This is a genomic window from Pseudomonas sp. R45(2017) (assembly GCF_002112305.1).
GTDB lineage: Bacteria > Pseudomonadota > Gammaproteobacteria > Pseudomonadales > Pseudomonadaceae > Aquipseudomonas > Aquipseudomonas paraglycinae.
This window is the reverse complement of record NZ_NEHH01000002.1, coordinates 50,649-66,037: the sequence shown is the minus strand read 5'-3', so window position 1 is coordinate 66,037 and position 15,389 is coordinate 50,649. Positions and strand designations below refer to the sequence as shown.

The 15,389-nt window shown below is 63.4% G+C and carries 14 protein-coding genes; 7 read left to right on the top strand and 7 right to left on the bottom strand.

The annotated features are described in order from the left end of the window. Positions 1-43: 43 nt before the first annotated feature. The 7 genes from CAF74_RS04690 (at position 44) to CAF74_RS04660 (ending at position 7,530) form a co-directional block, all read left to right on the top strand. Positions 44-1,129: an ABC transporter ATP-binding protein gene (locus tag CAF74_RS04690; RefSeq protein WP_085745465.1), complete on the top strand. Its 1,086-nt coding sequence runs from the start codon at positions 44-46 to the stop codon at positions 1,127-1,129. Position 1,130: 1 nt separating this feature from the next. Then, positions 1,131-2,048, top strand: coding sequence for an ABC transporter permease (locus tag CAF74_RS04685; protein WP_085745464.1), 918 nt, complete (start codon positions 1,131-1,133; stop codon positions 2,046-2,048). Further along, on the top strand, positions 2,045-2,833 hold the full coding sequence (locus tag CAF74_RS04680) for an ABC transporter permease (protein ID WP_007959453.1): 789 nt from the start codon (positions 2,045-2,047) through the stop codon (positions 2,831-2,833). Before CAF74_RS04685 ends, CAF74_RS04680 begins: the two co-directional genes overlap by 4 nt. 18 nt (positions 2,834-2,851) lie before the next feature. Continuing rightward, the gene (locus CAF74_RS04675) at positions 2,852-3,904 is read left to right on the top strand and encodes an extracellular solute-binding protein (RefSeq protein WP_085745463.1); all 1,053 of its coding nucleotides are present in this window, start codon (positions 2,852-2,854) and stop codon (positions 3,902-3,904) included. Between the two features lie 274 nt (positions 3,905-4,178). Beyond that, positions 4,179-5,375, top strand: a complete 1,197-nt coding sequence (locus CAF74_RS04670) for an amidohydrolase family protein (RefSeq protein WP_085745462.1) — start codon at positions 4,179-4,181, stop codon at positions 5,373-5,375. Next, positions 5,372-6,859, top strand: a complete 1,488-nt coding sequence (locus CAF74_RS04665) for an amidohydrolase family protein (RefSeq protein ID WP_085745461.1) — start codon at positions 5,372-5,374, stop codon at positions 6,857-6,859. The genes CAF74_RS04670 and CAF74_RS04665 overlap by 4 nt, the downstream gene beginning before the upstream one ends. A gap of 11 nt (positions 6,860-6,870) precedes the next feature. Beyond that, on the top strand, positions 6,871-7,530 hold the full coding sequence (locus tag CAF74_RS04660) for a flavin reductase family protein (protein WP_085745460.1): 660 nt from the start codon (positions 6,871-6,873) through the stop codon (positions 7,528-7,530). A gap of 149 nt (positions 7,531-7,679) precedes the next feature. Here the strand turns inward: CAF74_RS04660 and CAF74_RS04655 are convergent, their stop codons facing one another. From CAF74_RS04655 to lexA, 7 genes are all read right to left on the bottom strand, one after another. Then, complete coding sequence (locus CAF74_RS04655) at positions 7,680-8,339, bottom strand: DUF799 domain-containing protein (RefSeq protein ID WP_085745459.1); 660 nt, start codon at positions 8,337-8,339, stop codon at positions 7,680-7,682. Further along, the gene (locus CAF74_RS04650; protein ID WP_007959442.1) at positions 8,336-8,698 is read right to left on the bottom strand and encodes a DUF4810 domain-containing protein; all 363 of its coding nucleotides are present in this window, start codon (positions 8,696-8,698) and stop codon (positions 8,336-8,338) included. The genes CAF74_RS04655 and CAF74_RS04650 overlap by 4 nt, the downstream gene beginning before the upstream one ends. A 29-nt stretch (positions 8,699-8,727) precedes the next feature. After that, entirely contained in the window at positions 8,728-9,414 is a 687-nt protein-coding gene (locus CAF74_RS04645; RefSeq protein WP_162130490.1) for a CsgG/HfaB family protein, read from the bottom strand. Between the two features lie 217 nt (positions 9,415-9,631). Further along, positions 9,632-12,730, bottom strand: a complete 3,099-nt coding sequence (locus tag CAF74_RS04640) for an error-prone DNA polymerase (protein WP_218189654.1) — start codon at positions 12,728-12,730, stop codon at positions 9,632-9,634. Then, positions 12,706-14,121, bottom strand: coding sequence for a DNA polymerase Y family protein (locus tag CAF74_RS04635; protein ID WP_085745458.1), 1,416 nt, complete (start codon positions 14,119-14,121; stop codon positions 12,706-12,708). The genes CAF74_RS04640 and CAF74_RS04635 overlap by 25 nt, the downstream gene beginning before the upstream one ends. 7 nt (positions 14,122-14,128) lie before the next feature. Next, complete coding sequence (gene imuA / locus CAF74_RS04630) at positions 14,129-14,746, bottom strand: translesion DNA synthesis-associated protein ImuA (RefSeq protein WP_007959433.1); 618 nt, start codon at positions 14,744-14,746, stop codon at positions 14,129-14,131. After that, the gene (gene lexA / locus CAF74_RS04625) at positions 14,746-15,363 is read right to left on the bottom strand and encodes a transcriptional repressor LexA (protein WP_085745457.1); all 618 of its coding nucleotides are present in this window, start codon (positions 15,361-15,363) and stop codon (positions 14,746-14,748) included. Before lexA ends, imuA begins: the two co-directional genes overlap by 1 nt. Positions 15,364-15,389: the final 26 nt, after the last annotated feature.

The following is a 15,389-nucleotide window of genomic DNA, read 5'->3' as shown; positions in this document are numbered from 1 at the left end:
TGCATTCAGATATTGCATACAATAATTAGAGGATTGCACCATTATGGGTCAACCAATAGCCATTGAAGTGCGTAATGTATCCAAGCGGTATTCTGATGATCCTGGCCTGGCGCCAGCCCTCGATAACGTGTCGGTGAACATCGCCGACAACGAGTTCTTCACCCTCCTCGGCCCCTCGGGCTGCGGCAAGACCACCCTGCTGCGCACCATTGCCGGTTTCGAACACGTCAGCGACGGCGAGATCCGTCTGGCGGGCGAAACGGTCAATCACCTGCCGCCGTTCAAGCGTCGGGTCAACACGGTGTTCCAGAGTTACGCGCTGTTTCCGCACATGAGTGTCGCGCAGAATATCGCCTTCGGCCTCGAGATGCAGGGTCTTGATCGCAAGACGATTCCGGGACGGGTCGACGAAATGCTCGCGCTGGTGCAGATGGAGCACCTGGCCGGGCGCAAACCGGCGGAATTATCCGGCGGCCAGCAGCAACGCGTGGCTCTGGCCCGGGCCCTGGCGCCGAAGCCGAAAGTGCTGTTGCTCGACGAGCCGCTGTCGGCGCTGGACCTGAAGCTGCGCAAGGAAATGCAGGTCGAACTCAAGCGCGTGCAGCAGGAAGCCGGCATCACCTTCATCTTCGTCACCCATGATCAGGAAGAAGCCCTGACCCTGTCCGACCGGATCGCGGTGATGTCCGCCGGCAAGATCCTGCAGATCGGCACCCCGACCGACATCTATGAACGACCGCAGCACCGCTTCGTCGCCCAGTTCATCGGCGACATCAATTTCCTCCCCGGCGAACTCAAGCGCGGCGAACACAACGAAAACATCTTCGTGCCCAACGGCATGCCGGTGGAAATCCCCTGCCCGCCCCAAGGCGTCAATTGCAGCAGCGTGCAGCTGGCATTCCGGCCCGAGCGCTCGCAACTGGTTGCAGCGGATCAGCCGCACCATCTGCGCGGTGTGATCGAAGCGGTGCTGTATGTCGGCACCGCGACGCTGTACCAGTGCCGTTTGAACAACGACATCAAAGTCATGTTGCGGGAAAACAACGAAGGGCTGAACCGTGGTCGTGCAGTCGGCGAGCGCGTGGCGGTGCATTTGCCGCCCCAAGCCTGCCTGTTGATGGAGGCCTGAGATGAGCGTCAGCAGCACTTCCCCCTCCCTCAACCGCGCGCTGTTGCTCAGCCCGGTGGTGTTGACCCTGCTCGCCCTGATCGCCATTCCGCTGGGGATCATGGGTTACATCAGCCTGCTGCCGCGCAACACCTACGGCGGCGTTGACTGGCAGGCCCAATGGCAACTGCAGAGTTACGTGCAGCTGTTTTTCCAGGAAGGTTTCGACGGCGAACTGGAGCTGAACTGGGTCTACGCCCAGGCGCTGTCGCGCTCGGTGTTCCAGGCCGGCGGCACCACGGTGCTGTGCTTTCTGTTCGGATTTCCGGTGGCGCTGTGGATGTCGAGCCTGACTCCGCGCCGACGCAATCTGATGGTGTTGCTCATCACCATTCCGTTCTGGACCAACCTGCTGATCCGCAACTACGCGTGGCTGATCATCCTGCGCGAACAGGGCTGGGTCGCCCAGAGCCTCAACGCGCTGTTTCCGAGCGCCGGTGGCATCACCCTGCTCTACAACGACTTCGCCGTCAGCGTCGGTCTGGTCTACAGCTTTCTGCCGTTCATGATCCTGCCGATCTACTCGACCCTGGAAAAACTCGACTGGCGTCTGGTGGAAGCCGCCTATGACCTGGGCGCCAACCGCTGGCATGCGCTGCGCCGAATCATCCTGCCGCTGTCGATGCCCGGGGTGATTGCCGGCGCGTTGCTGGTGTTCGTGCCGAGCCTCGGCGCCTTCATCACCCCGGCGATCCTTGGCGGCGGCAAGACCCTGATGATCGGCAACCTGATCCAGCAGCAATTCGGCACCGCGCGCAACTGGCCGCTCGGCAGTTCGTTGTCGTTCCTGCTGTTGGGGATTCTGCTGTTGTCGCTGGTGCTCTACGCCCTCTACAGCCGCAGCGCGGCGAAAACCCTGAACCGGGGAGCGAAAGCATGATCTCTCTGCACCTGAAAAAACTCCCGGCGACCCGGGAAATCAGCCTGCTGATCCTTGCCTACCTGTACGTTCCGATCCTGGTGTTGATCGCCTACAGCTTCAACGCCAACCGCTCGGCGACGGTGTGGACCGAGTTCTCGTTCGCCTGGTACGGGCGGATCCTGGCCAACCCATCGATCCAGACCGCAGCGCTGAATTCGATCATCGTCGCGACCATCGCCACAGTCTGCGCCACGACCATTGCACTGCTAGCAGCCCTGGCGACTTACCGGCCGTTCTACGGACAGAAAATGGTCGAGGGCGGGATCAACCTGCCGCTGATCCTGCCGGAGATCGTCACCGCCGTGGCCACCCTGCTGCTGTTCATGGCGCTGGGGATCAAGCTCGGGCTGATGACGGTGATCGTCGCGCACATCGGCTTCTGCATTCCGTTCGCCTACCTGCCGATCCGCGCACGGCTCAACGATCTGGACAAGAGCCTGCTGGAGGCCGCCAACGATCTGTACGCCAACCCGTGGCAGGTGTTCCGCCGCGTGACCTTGCCGCTGCTGTGGCCGGCGGTGTTGTCCGGTTCGGTGCTGGCGTTCGTGGTCAGCCTCGACGATTTCATCATGACCTTCTTCGTCGCCGGGCCCGGCTCGACCACGTTGCCGGTGTACATCTTCTCGGCGATCAAGGCTGGTGTGACGCCGGAAATCAATGCGATTTCGACCCTGATGCTGGTGATTTCCATCGTGCTCGTGGTGCTGGCCTTCTGGCTTGGCCAACGCGGCAAACAACAATAAACCTGGAGCGCTCTGTTCATGAAAACCAAAAGCATGCGTTTGGCAATTTCCGGTCTGGCCCTGAGTTGTTTCACCGCGTTCAGCGCCCATGCCGCCGAGCCCAAGCAATTGTTCTTCTACAACTGGACCGATTACTACCCGGTGGACCTGCTGGCCAAGTTCGAAAAGGAAACCGGGATCAAGGTCACCATGGACGGCTACGACAGCAACGAAACCCTGCTCGCCAAGTTGCAGGCCGGCGGCGCGGCGTATGACGTGATCGTGCCGTCGCAGTCGATCATGCAGACGCTGATCAAGCAGGATCTGCTGCTGGAAATCGACGCCCCGAGCCTGAACAACTTCCAGTACGTCAAAGGCCCGTTCCGCGACCCGAGCTTCGACCCGGGCCGCAAGTTTTCGGCGCCGTATCTGTGGGGCACCACCGGGTTTTCCTATGACAGCGCCCGGGTGCAGGGCGGTAAGCTCGACGATTCGTGGAAAGAATTCTTCGAACCGCGCAAGGAACTGCAAGGCCAGCTCGCCGCCCTCGACACTTCCAGCAGCGTGATCAACGCCGCCAGCCATTACCTGAACGTCGACGAATGCACGGAAAACCCGCAGGACGCCAAACGCATCCTCGAACTGCTGCAAAAACAGAAACCGTTTTTGAAGATGTACAGCTCCGACAACACCGTGGATCGCATGGCCTCGGGCGAAGTGATCATGATGCAGAACTGGAACGGCTCGACGGCCCGCGCCACGTTGCAGAAGAGCACCATCAAATACGTGTACCCGAAAGAAGGCCTGGCGATGTTCCAGGACAACTTCGCCGTACCGAAAAGCGCGCCGCATCCGGGCAACGCCAAGATCTTTATCGACTGGATGATGAAACCGGAGAACGCGGCGGCCGTGTCCAACGCGATTGCCTATGCCAACGGGATTCAGAGCGATCAGTTGCTGGATGCGAAATGGAAGGTCATGGACGCGATCAACATGCCCGAGGAATACGCCTCGCGGCTGCGGCCGGAGAAGGAATGCAGCAACAAGGCGCGAGAGCTGCAGGATCGGATCTGGTCGAAGCTTAAGGGTTGATCATGGATCGCTGGTTTATCTGAACGCCCAACTCCCGGATCGGCCTGGAAGCCCCCTCACCCTAGCCCTCTCCCGGAGGGAGAGGGGACTGACCGAGTTGTATTGCGCTGTCCGCCGACCTGAAAGACCTGATCGATTATGGATTCAGAGCCGTTCGTTCAGGTCGGCGTAGCTCTTCAATATCCCCCATTCGGTCCCCTCTCCCTCCGGGCGGTCCGACGTTTCGGGAGGGCTAGGGTGAGGGGAAAAAATCCAAAGAACAAATGAGGTTCCAATGACTGCCCCCCGCTGGCTCAGAAACATCCGCCCCTACGGCGCCCCCGCCGAAGACCTGCTGATCGAAAACGGCAAGTTCACCCAACGCCGCCCGGCCTCCAATGCTCCACTGGCCGCCACCGACATCGACGGCCAGAACCAGCTCCTGACCGCGCCGCTGGTGGAAAGCCACGTCCACCTCGACAAGACCCTGTACGGCCAACCCTGGCGCCCGAACAGCGCCGGCCCGACGCTCAAGGACTACATCAGCAACGAGCGCCGCGTCCTGCGTGAAGTCAAAGCGCCGATCGCCGAACGCGCCGGCGCGCTGCTGGAAAACTGCATCGCCCGGGGTTCGCTGACCATGCGTTGCCACGTCGACATCGACCCGGAATTCGGCCTGCGCCACGTCGAGGCCATGCAACAACTGCGCGAAACCTACAACGACCTGATCGACCTGCAACTGGTGGTGTTCCCGCAAACCGGCCTGATCAGCCGCCCCGGCACCACCGAACTGATGCGCGAAGCCATGGCCCTGGGCGTGGAAAACGTCGGCGGGCTCGACCCGTGCGGCATCGACAACGACCCGATCGCGCAGCTGGATTTCGTGTTCAAACTGGCAAGCGAATTCCAGCGTGGCGTCGACATTCACCTGCACGACAAAGGAGAACTGGGCCTGTGGCAGATCGCCCGGATCGCCGATTACACCGAGCGTTTCAACCTGCAGAACCGGGTGATGATCAGCCACGCCTATTGCCTCGGCATGCTGCCGTGGAGCCAGGTCAAACCTGTTGCCGAACGCCTCGCGGCGCTGGGGATTTCGCTGATGAGTTCAGCGCCGGCCGATTGTGCGGTGCCGCCGTTTCTGGCGCTGCGCGAGATCGGGGTCAACGTGTGCCTGGGCTCCGACGGTATTCGTGATGCGTGGTCGCCGATGGGCAATGGCGACATGCTGGAACGGGCGATGCTGCTGGCGTTCCGTTTCGACCTGGGCAAGGACGAAGAACTGGCGGCGGCGTTCGACGCCGCGACGGTGAACGGTGCGCGCGCATTGGGGATCGAGGATTACGGCTTCGCCATCGGCAAGCCTGCGGATTTTCTGCTGATGCCGGTCGAAACCCTCGGTGAAGCCGTGGTTTCGCGCCCTGTGCGCCAGGTCTATCGCGGCGGCGAGCTGATCGCCAGCGGCGGTCGTCTGCTGGGCAGCCGTCTGTGAAACGGATCGGCCTGAAGGCCGGTTGCGTGGTCGGCTTCGACGGCACGCAGCATGTGCTGTGGCGTGACGGTGAAGTGGTATTCAGCGGATCGCGTATCGAATTTGTCGGGCGCGGATACCAAGGGCCGGTGGATCAGTGGATCGACTACGGCAATGCGCTGATAGGCCCCGGTTTCATCGACCTGGATGCCCTCGGCGATCTCGACTCCACGGTACTGACCCTGGACAACGGCGACGAGCGCGCGATGGGCCGGATGTGGTCGGCGGAGTATCTGGCGGCCGGCCCGCGTGAGTCGTTCAGCCCCGAAGAAGAAGTCTTCAAGTACCGCTACGCCTTCACCCAGTTGATCCGCAACGGCATCACCACGGCGATGCCGATCACCTCGATGTACTACCGCGAATGGGCGGAGACCTACGACGAGTTCGCGGCTGTGGCCGATGTGGCGGGCGAGCTGGGCCTGCGCACGTACCTCGGCCCCTGCTACATGAGCGGCATGAGTTACTGGCGCGCCGACGGCACCCTCGCCCACCACTGGGATGAGGCTCGGGGCCTGGCGGGACTGGATGCGGCCGAACGGTTTTTCAAGGATTTCGATGGTGCGCATGCCGGGCTGATTCGCGGTGCGCTGCTGCCGGATCGCATCCAGACCTGCACCCCGGCGCTGCTTAAGCGCACGTCCGCATTGAGTCGCGAGCTGAACGCGCCGATGCGTTTGCACTGCTGTCAGGCGCTGGGTGAGGTGGCGATGGTCGAACAGTTGCGCGGCACTACGCCGCTGGGCTGGTTGCAGCAGCTGGACTTGCTCAACCCGCGCAGCCTGTTGCCCCACGGCATCTACACCTCGGGCGATGACGATCTGCAACGGGTCATCGACGGCGGCGCCAGTCTGGTGCACTGCCCACTGGTGTTCGCCCGCGATGGCGAAGCACTGAATTCGTTCGGCCGCTATCGTGCCAAGGGCATCAACTTCGCCCTCGGCACCGACACCTGGCCGGCGGACTTGCTGGCCAACATGCGCCACGGTCTGAACATCGCCCGCTTGATGGAGGGCGGCTCGGCACTGACCAGCAGCCTCGATCTGTACAACGCCGCGACCCTCGGCGGCGCCAAGGCATTGGGCCGTGATGACCTCGGTCGCCTGGCCCCCGGCGCCAAAGCGGATATCACCGTTTTCAACCTGCGCGGTCTGCACCTGGGCCCGCTGTTCGATCCACTGAAAAACCTGCTGCTGGCCGGGCACGGCGACGACTGCATCGCCAGTTTCATCGACGGTCGCTGCGTGATGCACGACGGTCAGGTCAACGGCGTCGACTACCCCACTCTGCAACGCCAGGCCCAGCGCCAATACGAAAAACTGATGCGCAGCCACAGCGACCGGGCCTTTGGCCGACCGGACTGGAAAACCCTGTTCCAACCGGCCATTCCGTTCGCCGACGACTACAGCGCCGAAGCGCCGTTGAGCGCCATCGATCCACTTCTTTAGAGAACACTGCCATGCACAGCTTCGACTTCAGCCAACTGAGTCCACGGGAAAAATACAAGATTCTGATCGGCAGCGTGGTCCCGCGCCCGATTGCACTGGTCACCACCATCGATGCCGAAGGCCGGGTCAACGCCGCGCCGTTCAGCTTCTTCAATGCGCTGTCGGCGGACCCGCCCATTCTCGCGCTCGGCGTCGAGAACTACGGCGATCAGAGCCCGAAGGACACCACGCGCAATATCCAGATGAATCAGGAATTCACCGTCAACATCGTCAGCGATGCATTGGTGGAAGCCATGAATGTCTGCGCCGTGCCGTTCGCGCCGGGCTTCGATGAGTTGACCGCAGCGGGCCTGACAGCGATCCCCGGCACCTCGGTCAAATGCCCGCGAATCGGCGAAGCACCCGTGGCGCTGGAATGTCGGCGGATGATGGCGCTGAACATCGGTCAGTCGCGGGAGATCATTTTTGGCGAGGTGTTGATGGCGCATGTGCGCGACGAGTTGATCGATCCGAAAACCCTGTACATCGATCAATTGGGGCTGGATGCGATCGGGCGCATGGGCGGGCATGGTTATGCGCGGACCCGGGATTACTTCGATTTGCCGACCCGCTCGTTGCAAGCGTGGACAGAGGCACCGGGGGGCGGCGAGCGGTTCTGGCCCGCCAAATAAAAAAACGGCCCACCGAGGTGGGCCGCCGTGCTGATCGTTCCCACGCTCCGCGTGGGAATGCATACCGTGACGCTCTGCGTCACAGTGGACGCGGAGCGTCCATGGCGGCATTCCCACGCAGAGCGTGGAAACGATCAGCAGCCTGGGTTTCAGTCAGTGCCGTACTTCGGCGACCGTGGCCCGTACAGCAGGCCCGCCGGATGACCGGCCGACAGCAGTCGATTGCTGGCCACACCGGCAATCGGGTAGCCGGCATCGGTGGAGCTGTTGATGATCTGCTTCACCGCCGCGGTGATCAGCATGCCGATCAGCCCGCCGGCATTGCTGTTGTTGCCTTCCTCGCTCGACGCCCGGGCCGCACCGGTCCACAGGGTGACGCCGGTTTTCAGGTCGACCAGCTTGGCGCTCGCGGTGACGGCAGTTTCGCTGCTGATCACCATGTAGCGCGTGCCGTATTCGCTGACGGTGATGTACAGCGCCGCGTCGGCACCGAAGATTTCCTGCAGCTTGCTGGCCGGCGCCGCATGGATGTCATCCGGCGTGGTCAGGCCGTTCTGGCGGAACGTTTCGTCAACCAACGTGATCGGCAGCACGTAGTAACCGGCTTCGGCCAACGGGAACGTCACTTGCGACAACAGGCTGTAGGACGCCTTGACGTCCGGCGAGGTGTTCAGCGGCGGCAGCACCAGAATGGATTTCGGCCGCGCTTGCTTGTACGCCGAATAGTCCACGGTCTTCGGTGCAACGCAGCCACCGAGAACGGTCAGCGCCAGGCCTGCGGCCAGCAGTTTCAAGGCACGGGAGATCATTGGGCATCTCCGGTCTTGGCGTTTTTAAGCAGAAAATCCATGTAGGTGCCGGACTCGGGGAACAGGGTCTTCTCGGTGCGCAGCTGCTGCACCATCTGATCGTCCTTGCCCATGCTCAGGTACAGCAGACCGAGATGAGCGTGGTAACCCGGCGGTACCGGCTTGCCGCTGGCGCGGATCTTTTGCAGATCGGCTTCCAGCGCTTCGGCCTGGGCTTCTTTCGGCGTTTCGCTTTTGAAGTATTCGTAGACTTGTGGCTGGTAGCCTTCCCACTGATACAGGGTTTGCGGGCTGCTGCAACCGGCCAGCAAGGCGCCAGCAGTCAGGGCCATCAGCGACCGGGACAGGGACAGATTCATGGTGTGTTGCTCCTTGCAATGGGCGTCTATCAGTTGCCCGGTTTCCAGGCACCGGCGTTCATGCCATCAACCAGGCGATTGATCGCCTCGCGCATGGCCAGATCGAGGACTTTGCCGTTGAGGGTGGAGTCGTAGGCAGCGGTGCCGCCGAAGCCGATGATTTCGCGGTTGGACAAGGCGTACTCGCCGGCGCCCTGGGTCGAATACACCACTTCGGAGGTGCTGATGTTGACGATGTTCAGGTTGACCTTGGCGTAGGCGACCTGAGTCTTGCCACGGCCGAGAATGCCGAACAGTTGATGATCGCCGGTCTCTTTGCGGCCGAACTCGGTGACGTCACCGGTGACCACGTAATCGGCGCCTTTCAGACGCTGGGCCTGGCCCTTGATCGCCGCTTCCTGCTGGATTTCGCCCATGTTGTCGCGATCGAGCACGGAGAAACGGTTGGTCTGCTGCAAGTGAGTGATCAGGATGGTCTTGGCCTGGCCGCCGAGACGGTCGACGCCATCGGAGAAGATCCCGCGCATGTAGCTCGAACGGTTGTCGAACTTGCCCACGGCCATCGGGATACGCACACCGGACCAGGCCTGGGAGGCGCTTTCCACCTTGGCCACCGGCAATGCGCGGGAGCTTTCGGTGGCGCAACCGGAAAGCGAGCCGGCCAGGGTGCCGAGAACGGCAATCGCAACGCCCGAGACCAACATCCGGGAGATCATTCTCACTGTGCATTCCTTCTGAAATTCGATGTGTCCCCGCACGGTGATGTTGTGGGGGATCGGGAAAGGGGCGGCATTATGCCAAAGTGCCATCAGTGAGGACAGGTTTTTTTGACGTCAGTGAATTGGCTTGCAAATCGGTTAGCAGCCGTCCTCTGCCGATCGTTCCCACGCGGACGGTTCGACGCCTCGACGTGGGAACGATCACTACGGCGTGTCAGTGGAAATCGCGGCTTTGCACCCGAATTCCGTTGAGCAGCGAGCTAAGGTCACTCAAGCGTCCGGCGATCAGATGCCGCACCTCGCCTTCACGCTCCCAGCGGCCATCGACCTTGAGCAATTGCGAGCCCACCAGCACCTGACGCTGACGCTCGGCCAGATCGCGCCAGACCACCACGTTGACGTTGCCGAACTCGTCTTCCAGGGTCACGAAGGTCACACCACTGGCGGTACCCGGTCGCTGGCGCCCGGTCACCAGACCCGCGACGCTGACCGGCCGGCCATGCTCGACGTCCAGCAACTCCCGGGAGCTACGGCAGCGCCGTGCCCGCAACTCGTCGCGCAATAACGTCAACGGGTGCGGCCCCAGCGTGGTGCCGAGGGTGGCGTAATCGGTGAACAGGTCTTCGCTGACGCTCGGTGTCGGCAGCAGCACATCCGGCTCTTCCTGACTCGGCAACCCGGCAAACAACCCAAGCTGTTTCTGCACCCCGGCCACTTCCCAGCGTGCCCGATGGCGGTGACCGGCCAGGCCACGCAGCGCGCCGGCGTCCGCCAGCAATGCCTGGGCACGACTGTCGAGCCCGGCCCGTTCGCCCAGATCGGCGACGTCGGCAAACGCGCCCCTCGCTCGAGCCTTTTCAATGCTCCGGGCATCCTCCTCGCGAAAGCCCTTGATCATCCGCAGGCCCATGCGGATGGCCGGTTGCTCGCCGGCAATCGGCTCCAGGCTGCAATCCCAGTCACTGGCGCGCACGTCCACCGGGCGGATCTGCAAATGATGCCGACGCGCATCCTGAAGAATCTGATCCGGGCTGTAGAAACCCATCGGCCAGCTGTTGATCAGCGCACAGGCGAACGCCGCCGGTTCGTGGCACTTGAGCCAGCAACTGGCATAGGTCAGCAAGGCAAAACTGGCGGCGTGGGATTCAGGGAAACCGTAGCTGCCGAAGCCCTTGATCTGCTCGAAAATCTGCGCGGCGAATTCCGGGCTGTAGCCGTTTTTCTTCATGCCCGCAGCCAGCCGTTCCTTGTGCGGCTCCAGCCCGCCGTGGCGTTTCCACGCGGCCATGGAACGGCGCAACTGGTCGGCCTCGCCGGGACTGTAATCGGCGGCGACAATCGCGATCTGCATCACCTGTTCCTGAAACAGCGGCACGCCGAGAGTGCGCTTGAGCACCACTTCCAGCTCCGGGGACGGATAGGTTTCCTCTTCTTCCTGGTTCCGGCGGCGCAGGTACGGATGGACCATCCCACCCTGGATCGGCCCCGGCCGGACGATGGCCACCTCGATCACCAGGTCGTAGAAGGTTTGCGGGCGCAGGCGCGGCAGCATCGACATCTGCGCCCGGGATTCGATCTGGAACACGCCGATGGTGTCGGCGCGGCTGATCATGTCGTAGGTCGGCCGATCCTCAGGCGGGATGGTCGCCAGGCTCAGGTCCTGATGGCGATGACGGCGCAGCAGGTCGAAACAGCGGCGGATCGCGCTGAGCATGCCAAGGGCGAGGATATCCACCTTGAGCAACCCGACGGCATCGAGATCGTCCTTGTCCCACTGGATGATGGTGCGGTCGGCCATGGCGGCGTTTTCCACCGGCACCAGCGTGTCCAGCGGTTGCTCGGATATCACGAAACCACCGGGGTGCTGCGACAGGTGCCGGGGGAAGCCGATCAGTTGCCCGGTCAGGCTCAACACCCGGTGCAGCAGCGGACTTTCGGGGTCGAAACCGCCTTCGCGCAGGCGCTCCACGGGCGGGGTTTCATCGCTCCAGTGACCGCAGCAGTCGGCCAGCGCATTGATCTGGTCCGGCGGCAGCCCCAGCGCCTTGGCCACATCGCGGATCGCGCCGGAAGCGTGGTAAGTGCTGACCACCGCCGTCAGCGCCGCACGACGGCGGCCATAACGATGGAACACGTATTGCAGGACTTCTTCGCGGCGTTCGTGCTCGAAATCCACGTCGATGTCCGGCGGCTCGTTGCGCTCCCTCGACATGAAACGCTCGAACAGCAGCGTGGTGCGGTCCGGATCGATCTCGGTGATGCCCAGGGCAAAACACACCGCCGAATTGGCCGCCGAACCCCGGCCCTGGCAGAGGATTTTCTGCTCCCGGGCGAAGCGCACCACGTCGTGCACGGTGAGGAAGTAGCTTTCGTAGCCGAGCTCGGCGATCAGCTCCAGCTCATCGTCGATCTGCTTGAGCACCTTGGGCTGTGCGCCTTGCGGCCAGCGCCAGGCGATGCCTTGTTCGGTCAGGTGGCGCAGCCAGGAACTGGCACTGTGTTCCTCGGGCACCAGCTCTTTGGGGTATTGATAGCGCAACTCGCTCAGGTCGAAGGTGCAGCGGCGAGCCAGTTTCACCGACTCGTCCAGCAAGGCCTGCGGATACAACTCGCTCAACACATCAAGGCTGCGCAAATGCCGCTCGCCGTTGGGGTGCAGGCGTAACCCGGCTTCGGCCACTGGAACGTGATGGCGGATCGCAGTCATGGTGTCCTGCAAGGCTCGGCGACCACGGGCATGCATGTGCACATCGCCGCTGGCCACGGCTGGAATCTGCAGCTCATCCGCCAGACTCAGCAGCGCGGCCAGCCGTTGCTGATCGTTCTGCCCGCGATGCAACTGCACCGCCAGCCACAGCCGTTCGCCGAAGGTCTGTTTCAGCCAGCGGCCCTCTTCCACATCATCGACCGCATCCGGCACCCACAGCACCAGCAATCCCGGCAACGGTTCGCTGAAATCCTCGCGCAGCACTTGATACTGGCCTTTTTGGGTACGCCGTCGGGCCTGGGTAATCAAACCGCACAGGGCCTGATAACCCTCGATGTTCTCCACCAGCAACACCAGTTTCGGGCCGTTCTCGATGCGGATTTCGCTGCCGATAATCAACGGCAGCTCCACGGATTTGGCCGCTTGCCAGGCACGAACGATCCCGGCGAGGGTGCATTCATCGGTGATCGCCAGCGCCTGATAGCCGTGTTTTTTCGCCCGCTGAAACAGCTCCAGCGCACTGGACGCGCCACGCTGGAAACTGAAATTCGACAGGCAGTGCAGTTCGGCGTAACCCTGATTCACGCGAACCAGCCCTGCAGCCACAACGGACCGCCCTCACCCACAGCCCGGTACGCCCAGCCTTGCTGGCCGGCGCGGTTCTGGATCAGGTAATAGTCGCGGCGCACGTCGTCACCGTCCCACCAGCCGGACTCGATACGCTCCGGGCCCATGAGGATGCGCGCCGAACCTTCGGGCACGGACTGCGGTTCGCCCAACAACCAGCCCGGACGCTGCACGCCCGGCAATGCAGGGCAGCGCTGTTTGTCGTCGGCGTTCTGCCATGCGCACTCCGGTCGATGATCGGCCTGAAAACGCAGGCCTTGCACCGCCTCATCCCCCAGTCGCGCGCGCAGGCGTTCGCGCAATTGCTCCCAGGGCAAGGTCTGCTGCGGGCGGTCGTCGAACAGCTCCTGAAACTGCGGCACGAAACTCGGCAGATCCTCGGCGCGCAGACGAAAGCCGCGCACCGGGGCCTCGACCTGCACCTGCTCCAGTCGGCCACGGGCCAGTTCAAAGAGCATCGCCGGATCGCGCTCGGCGCTGAGCAGGCCGACCTTGATCAGCGTGTCCGGCAACCCCGCGTGTTCAAGGTGCAGATCGAAGCGCTGCACGCCACTGTCGCGCCCGCACAAAAACGCCGCCAGATCGGACGTCAGGCGGCGCAAGGGAAACAGCAGCGCCTGATGGGACTGCACGTCGAAATTGAGTTCGATGCGCACGTCGAAACGATCCGGCGGCAGGTAGAACGCCAGCGCCAGCGGCCGTGCGCCGAACAGCGTGTCCAGGTGCTTGAGCATCGGCGCCTCGAAACGCCGGGCCAGGGCCTGACGCGGCAGGTTCTGCACCTGATGGAGGTTACGCAGGCCCATGCGCGACAGCGCCGTGGCCACGCTCGGTTCAAGGCCGATGCGGTCGACCGGCAATTGCCCGAGGTGGTGGCGCAGGGCTTCACTGTCGGGCACCACCAATCCGTCGTAGGCGTTGGCCAACACCCGCGCCGCCACCGGATTGGGCGCGGCGACGATGCGATGACGAAAGCCCAGCTCCGTCAGTTCCGTGCGCAACCGCGCCTCGAACTGCGCCCAGGATCCGAACAGCCCGAGGCTCGATTCGATCTCGAACACCACCGTGCGCGGGTAATGCACGCTGACCTGGGCGCTGAAACGATAGGCCCAGGCGGCGAGAAACTGCTGCCAGTGCTCGACCTCGGCCGAATCGTAATCGACGGTGGCGAACCCTTTGCTCATGGCCTGCGCGGCGGTCATCGACTGCCCCGGACGCAAACCCAGTGCCCGCGCCGCCGGGTTGACCGCTTGCAGCACCCGGCGCTGGGCCGGGCCGCTGAGCAGCGCCAGCGGTTGCTCGGGATCGGGGCGTTGACGCAGCACGGCGTCGAGGGCCAATTGCGGGAACAGAATGCAAACCCAGCGCATGGCGACCTCAATGCCCCACGGCGAAGGCAATCGGTGCGCTGCGCGCCAGACCACCCCGGCACTTGAGCACGCGCAATTGCGCCGGGCGGGCATCGATGGCAATGCGCAACGCGGCCGGCGACGGGTTGACCGCCTCGCTCAATGGCCGCCATGCAAACGCCAGGGTCTGGCCGGTTTCCGCCGCCACCTGCAAACGGCGCAAGGCGCGGTCATCGGCCTTGTGCGGCCAGCACAGCACCGCGCCGCAACTGCCCGAGCGCAGGCATTGCTCCGCCGCCCACAAGGCATCGCGTTCGCTGGCCTGGATCACCGACAACTGGCGCAGATCGACCCCGGCATTGGCCCAGGCCTGCGGATACGGCACGAACGGCGGCGCCACCAGCACGATGCGCTCGCCCGCTGCCGACAGCCGCGCCAATGTCGGCCACACCAGTTGCAACTCACCGACACCGGGCCCGGCCAGCAGGATTTCGCTCAGCGCCGCTTCCGGCCAGCCGCCACTGGGCAAGGCGGCGTCCAGCGCGGCGTGCCCGGTGGGTTGCGGGCTGGCGGCCGGTGGCGCAGGCCGGCCCTTCCAGACCTGGCCGCCATTGAACAGCGTATCCAGCGCAACGACGGCACCCATCAGCCTTGCCTCACCAGACCGCAGAACACCCCTTCGATGGCCAGGTCCTGATCGGCCCGCACCACAATCGGTTGATACGCCGGGTTGCGCGGCAACAGGCGAACCTCATCGCCAATCCGCTCGAAGCGCTTGATGGTGACTTCACCGTCGAGTCGCGCCACCACGATCTGGCCGTTGAGCGCCTCGGGGTTGCGCCGCACGCCGATCAGATCGCCGTCGAGAATCCCGTCCTCGATCATCGAATCGCCCTGCACCCGCAGCATGTAGTCGGGCGTGCGGGAGAACAGCGCTGGATCGAGCATCAGCCGATTGTGCAGGTCGGCATCGGCACCGATGGGCGCACCGGCAGCCACCCGGCCGAGCACCGGGACTTCGAGCAGTTCCGGCCGCGCCGGCTGCCCGAGCAGGCGAATGCCCCGGGCCTGATGCGGATTGACCTCGATAAACCCGGCTTCGGTCAGCGCCAGCACATGCTTGCGCGCCACGCTGCGGGAGGCAAAACCAAAAGCCTCGCTGATTTCAGCGAGGCTTGGGGGCTGACCGTGTTCGGCGATGCGTTCGCGGATAAAGGTCAGGATGGCGGTACGGCGAGGAGTGAGAGTCGTCATGGAGTACATTTGTACTCTTGTGGGATTTTCCTGAC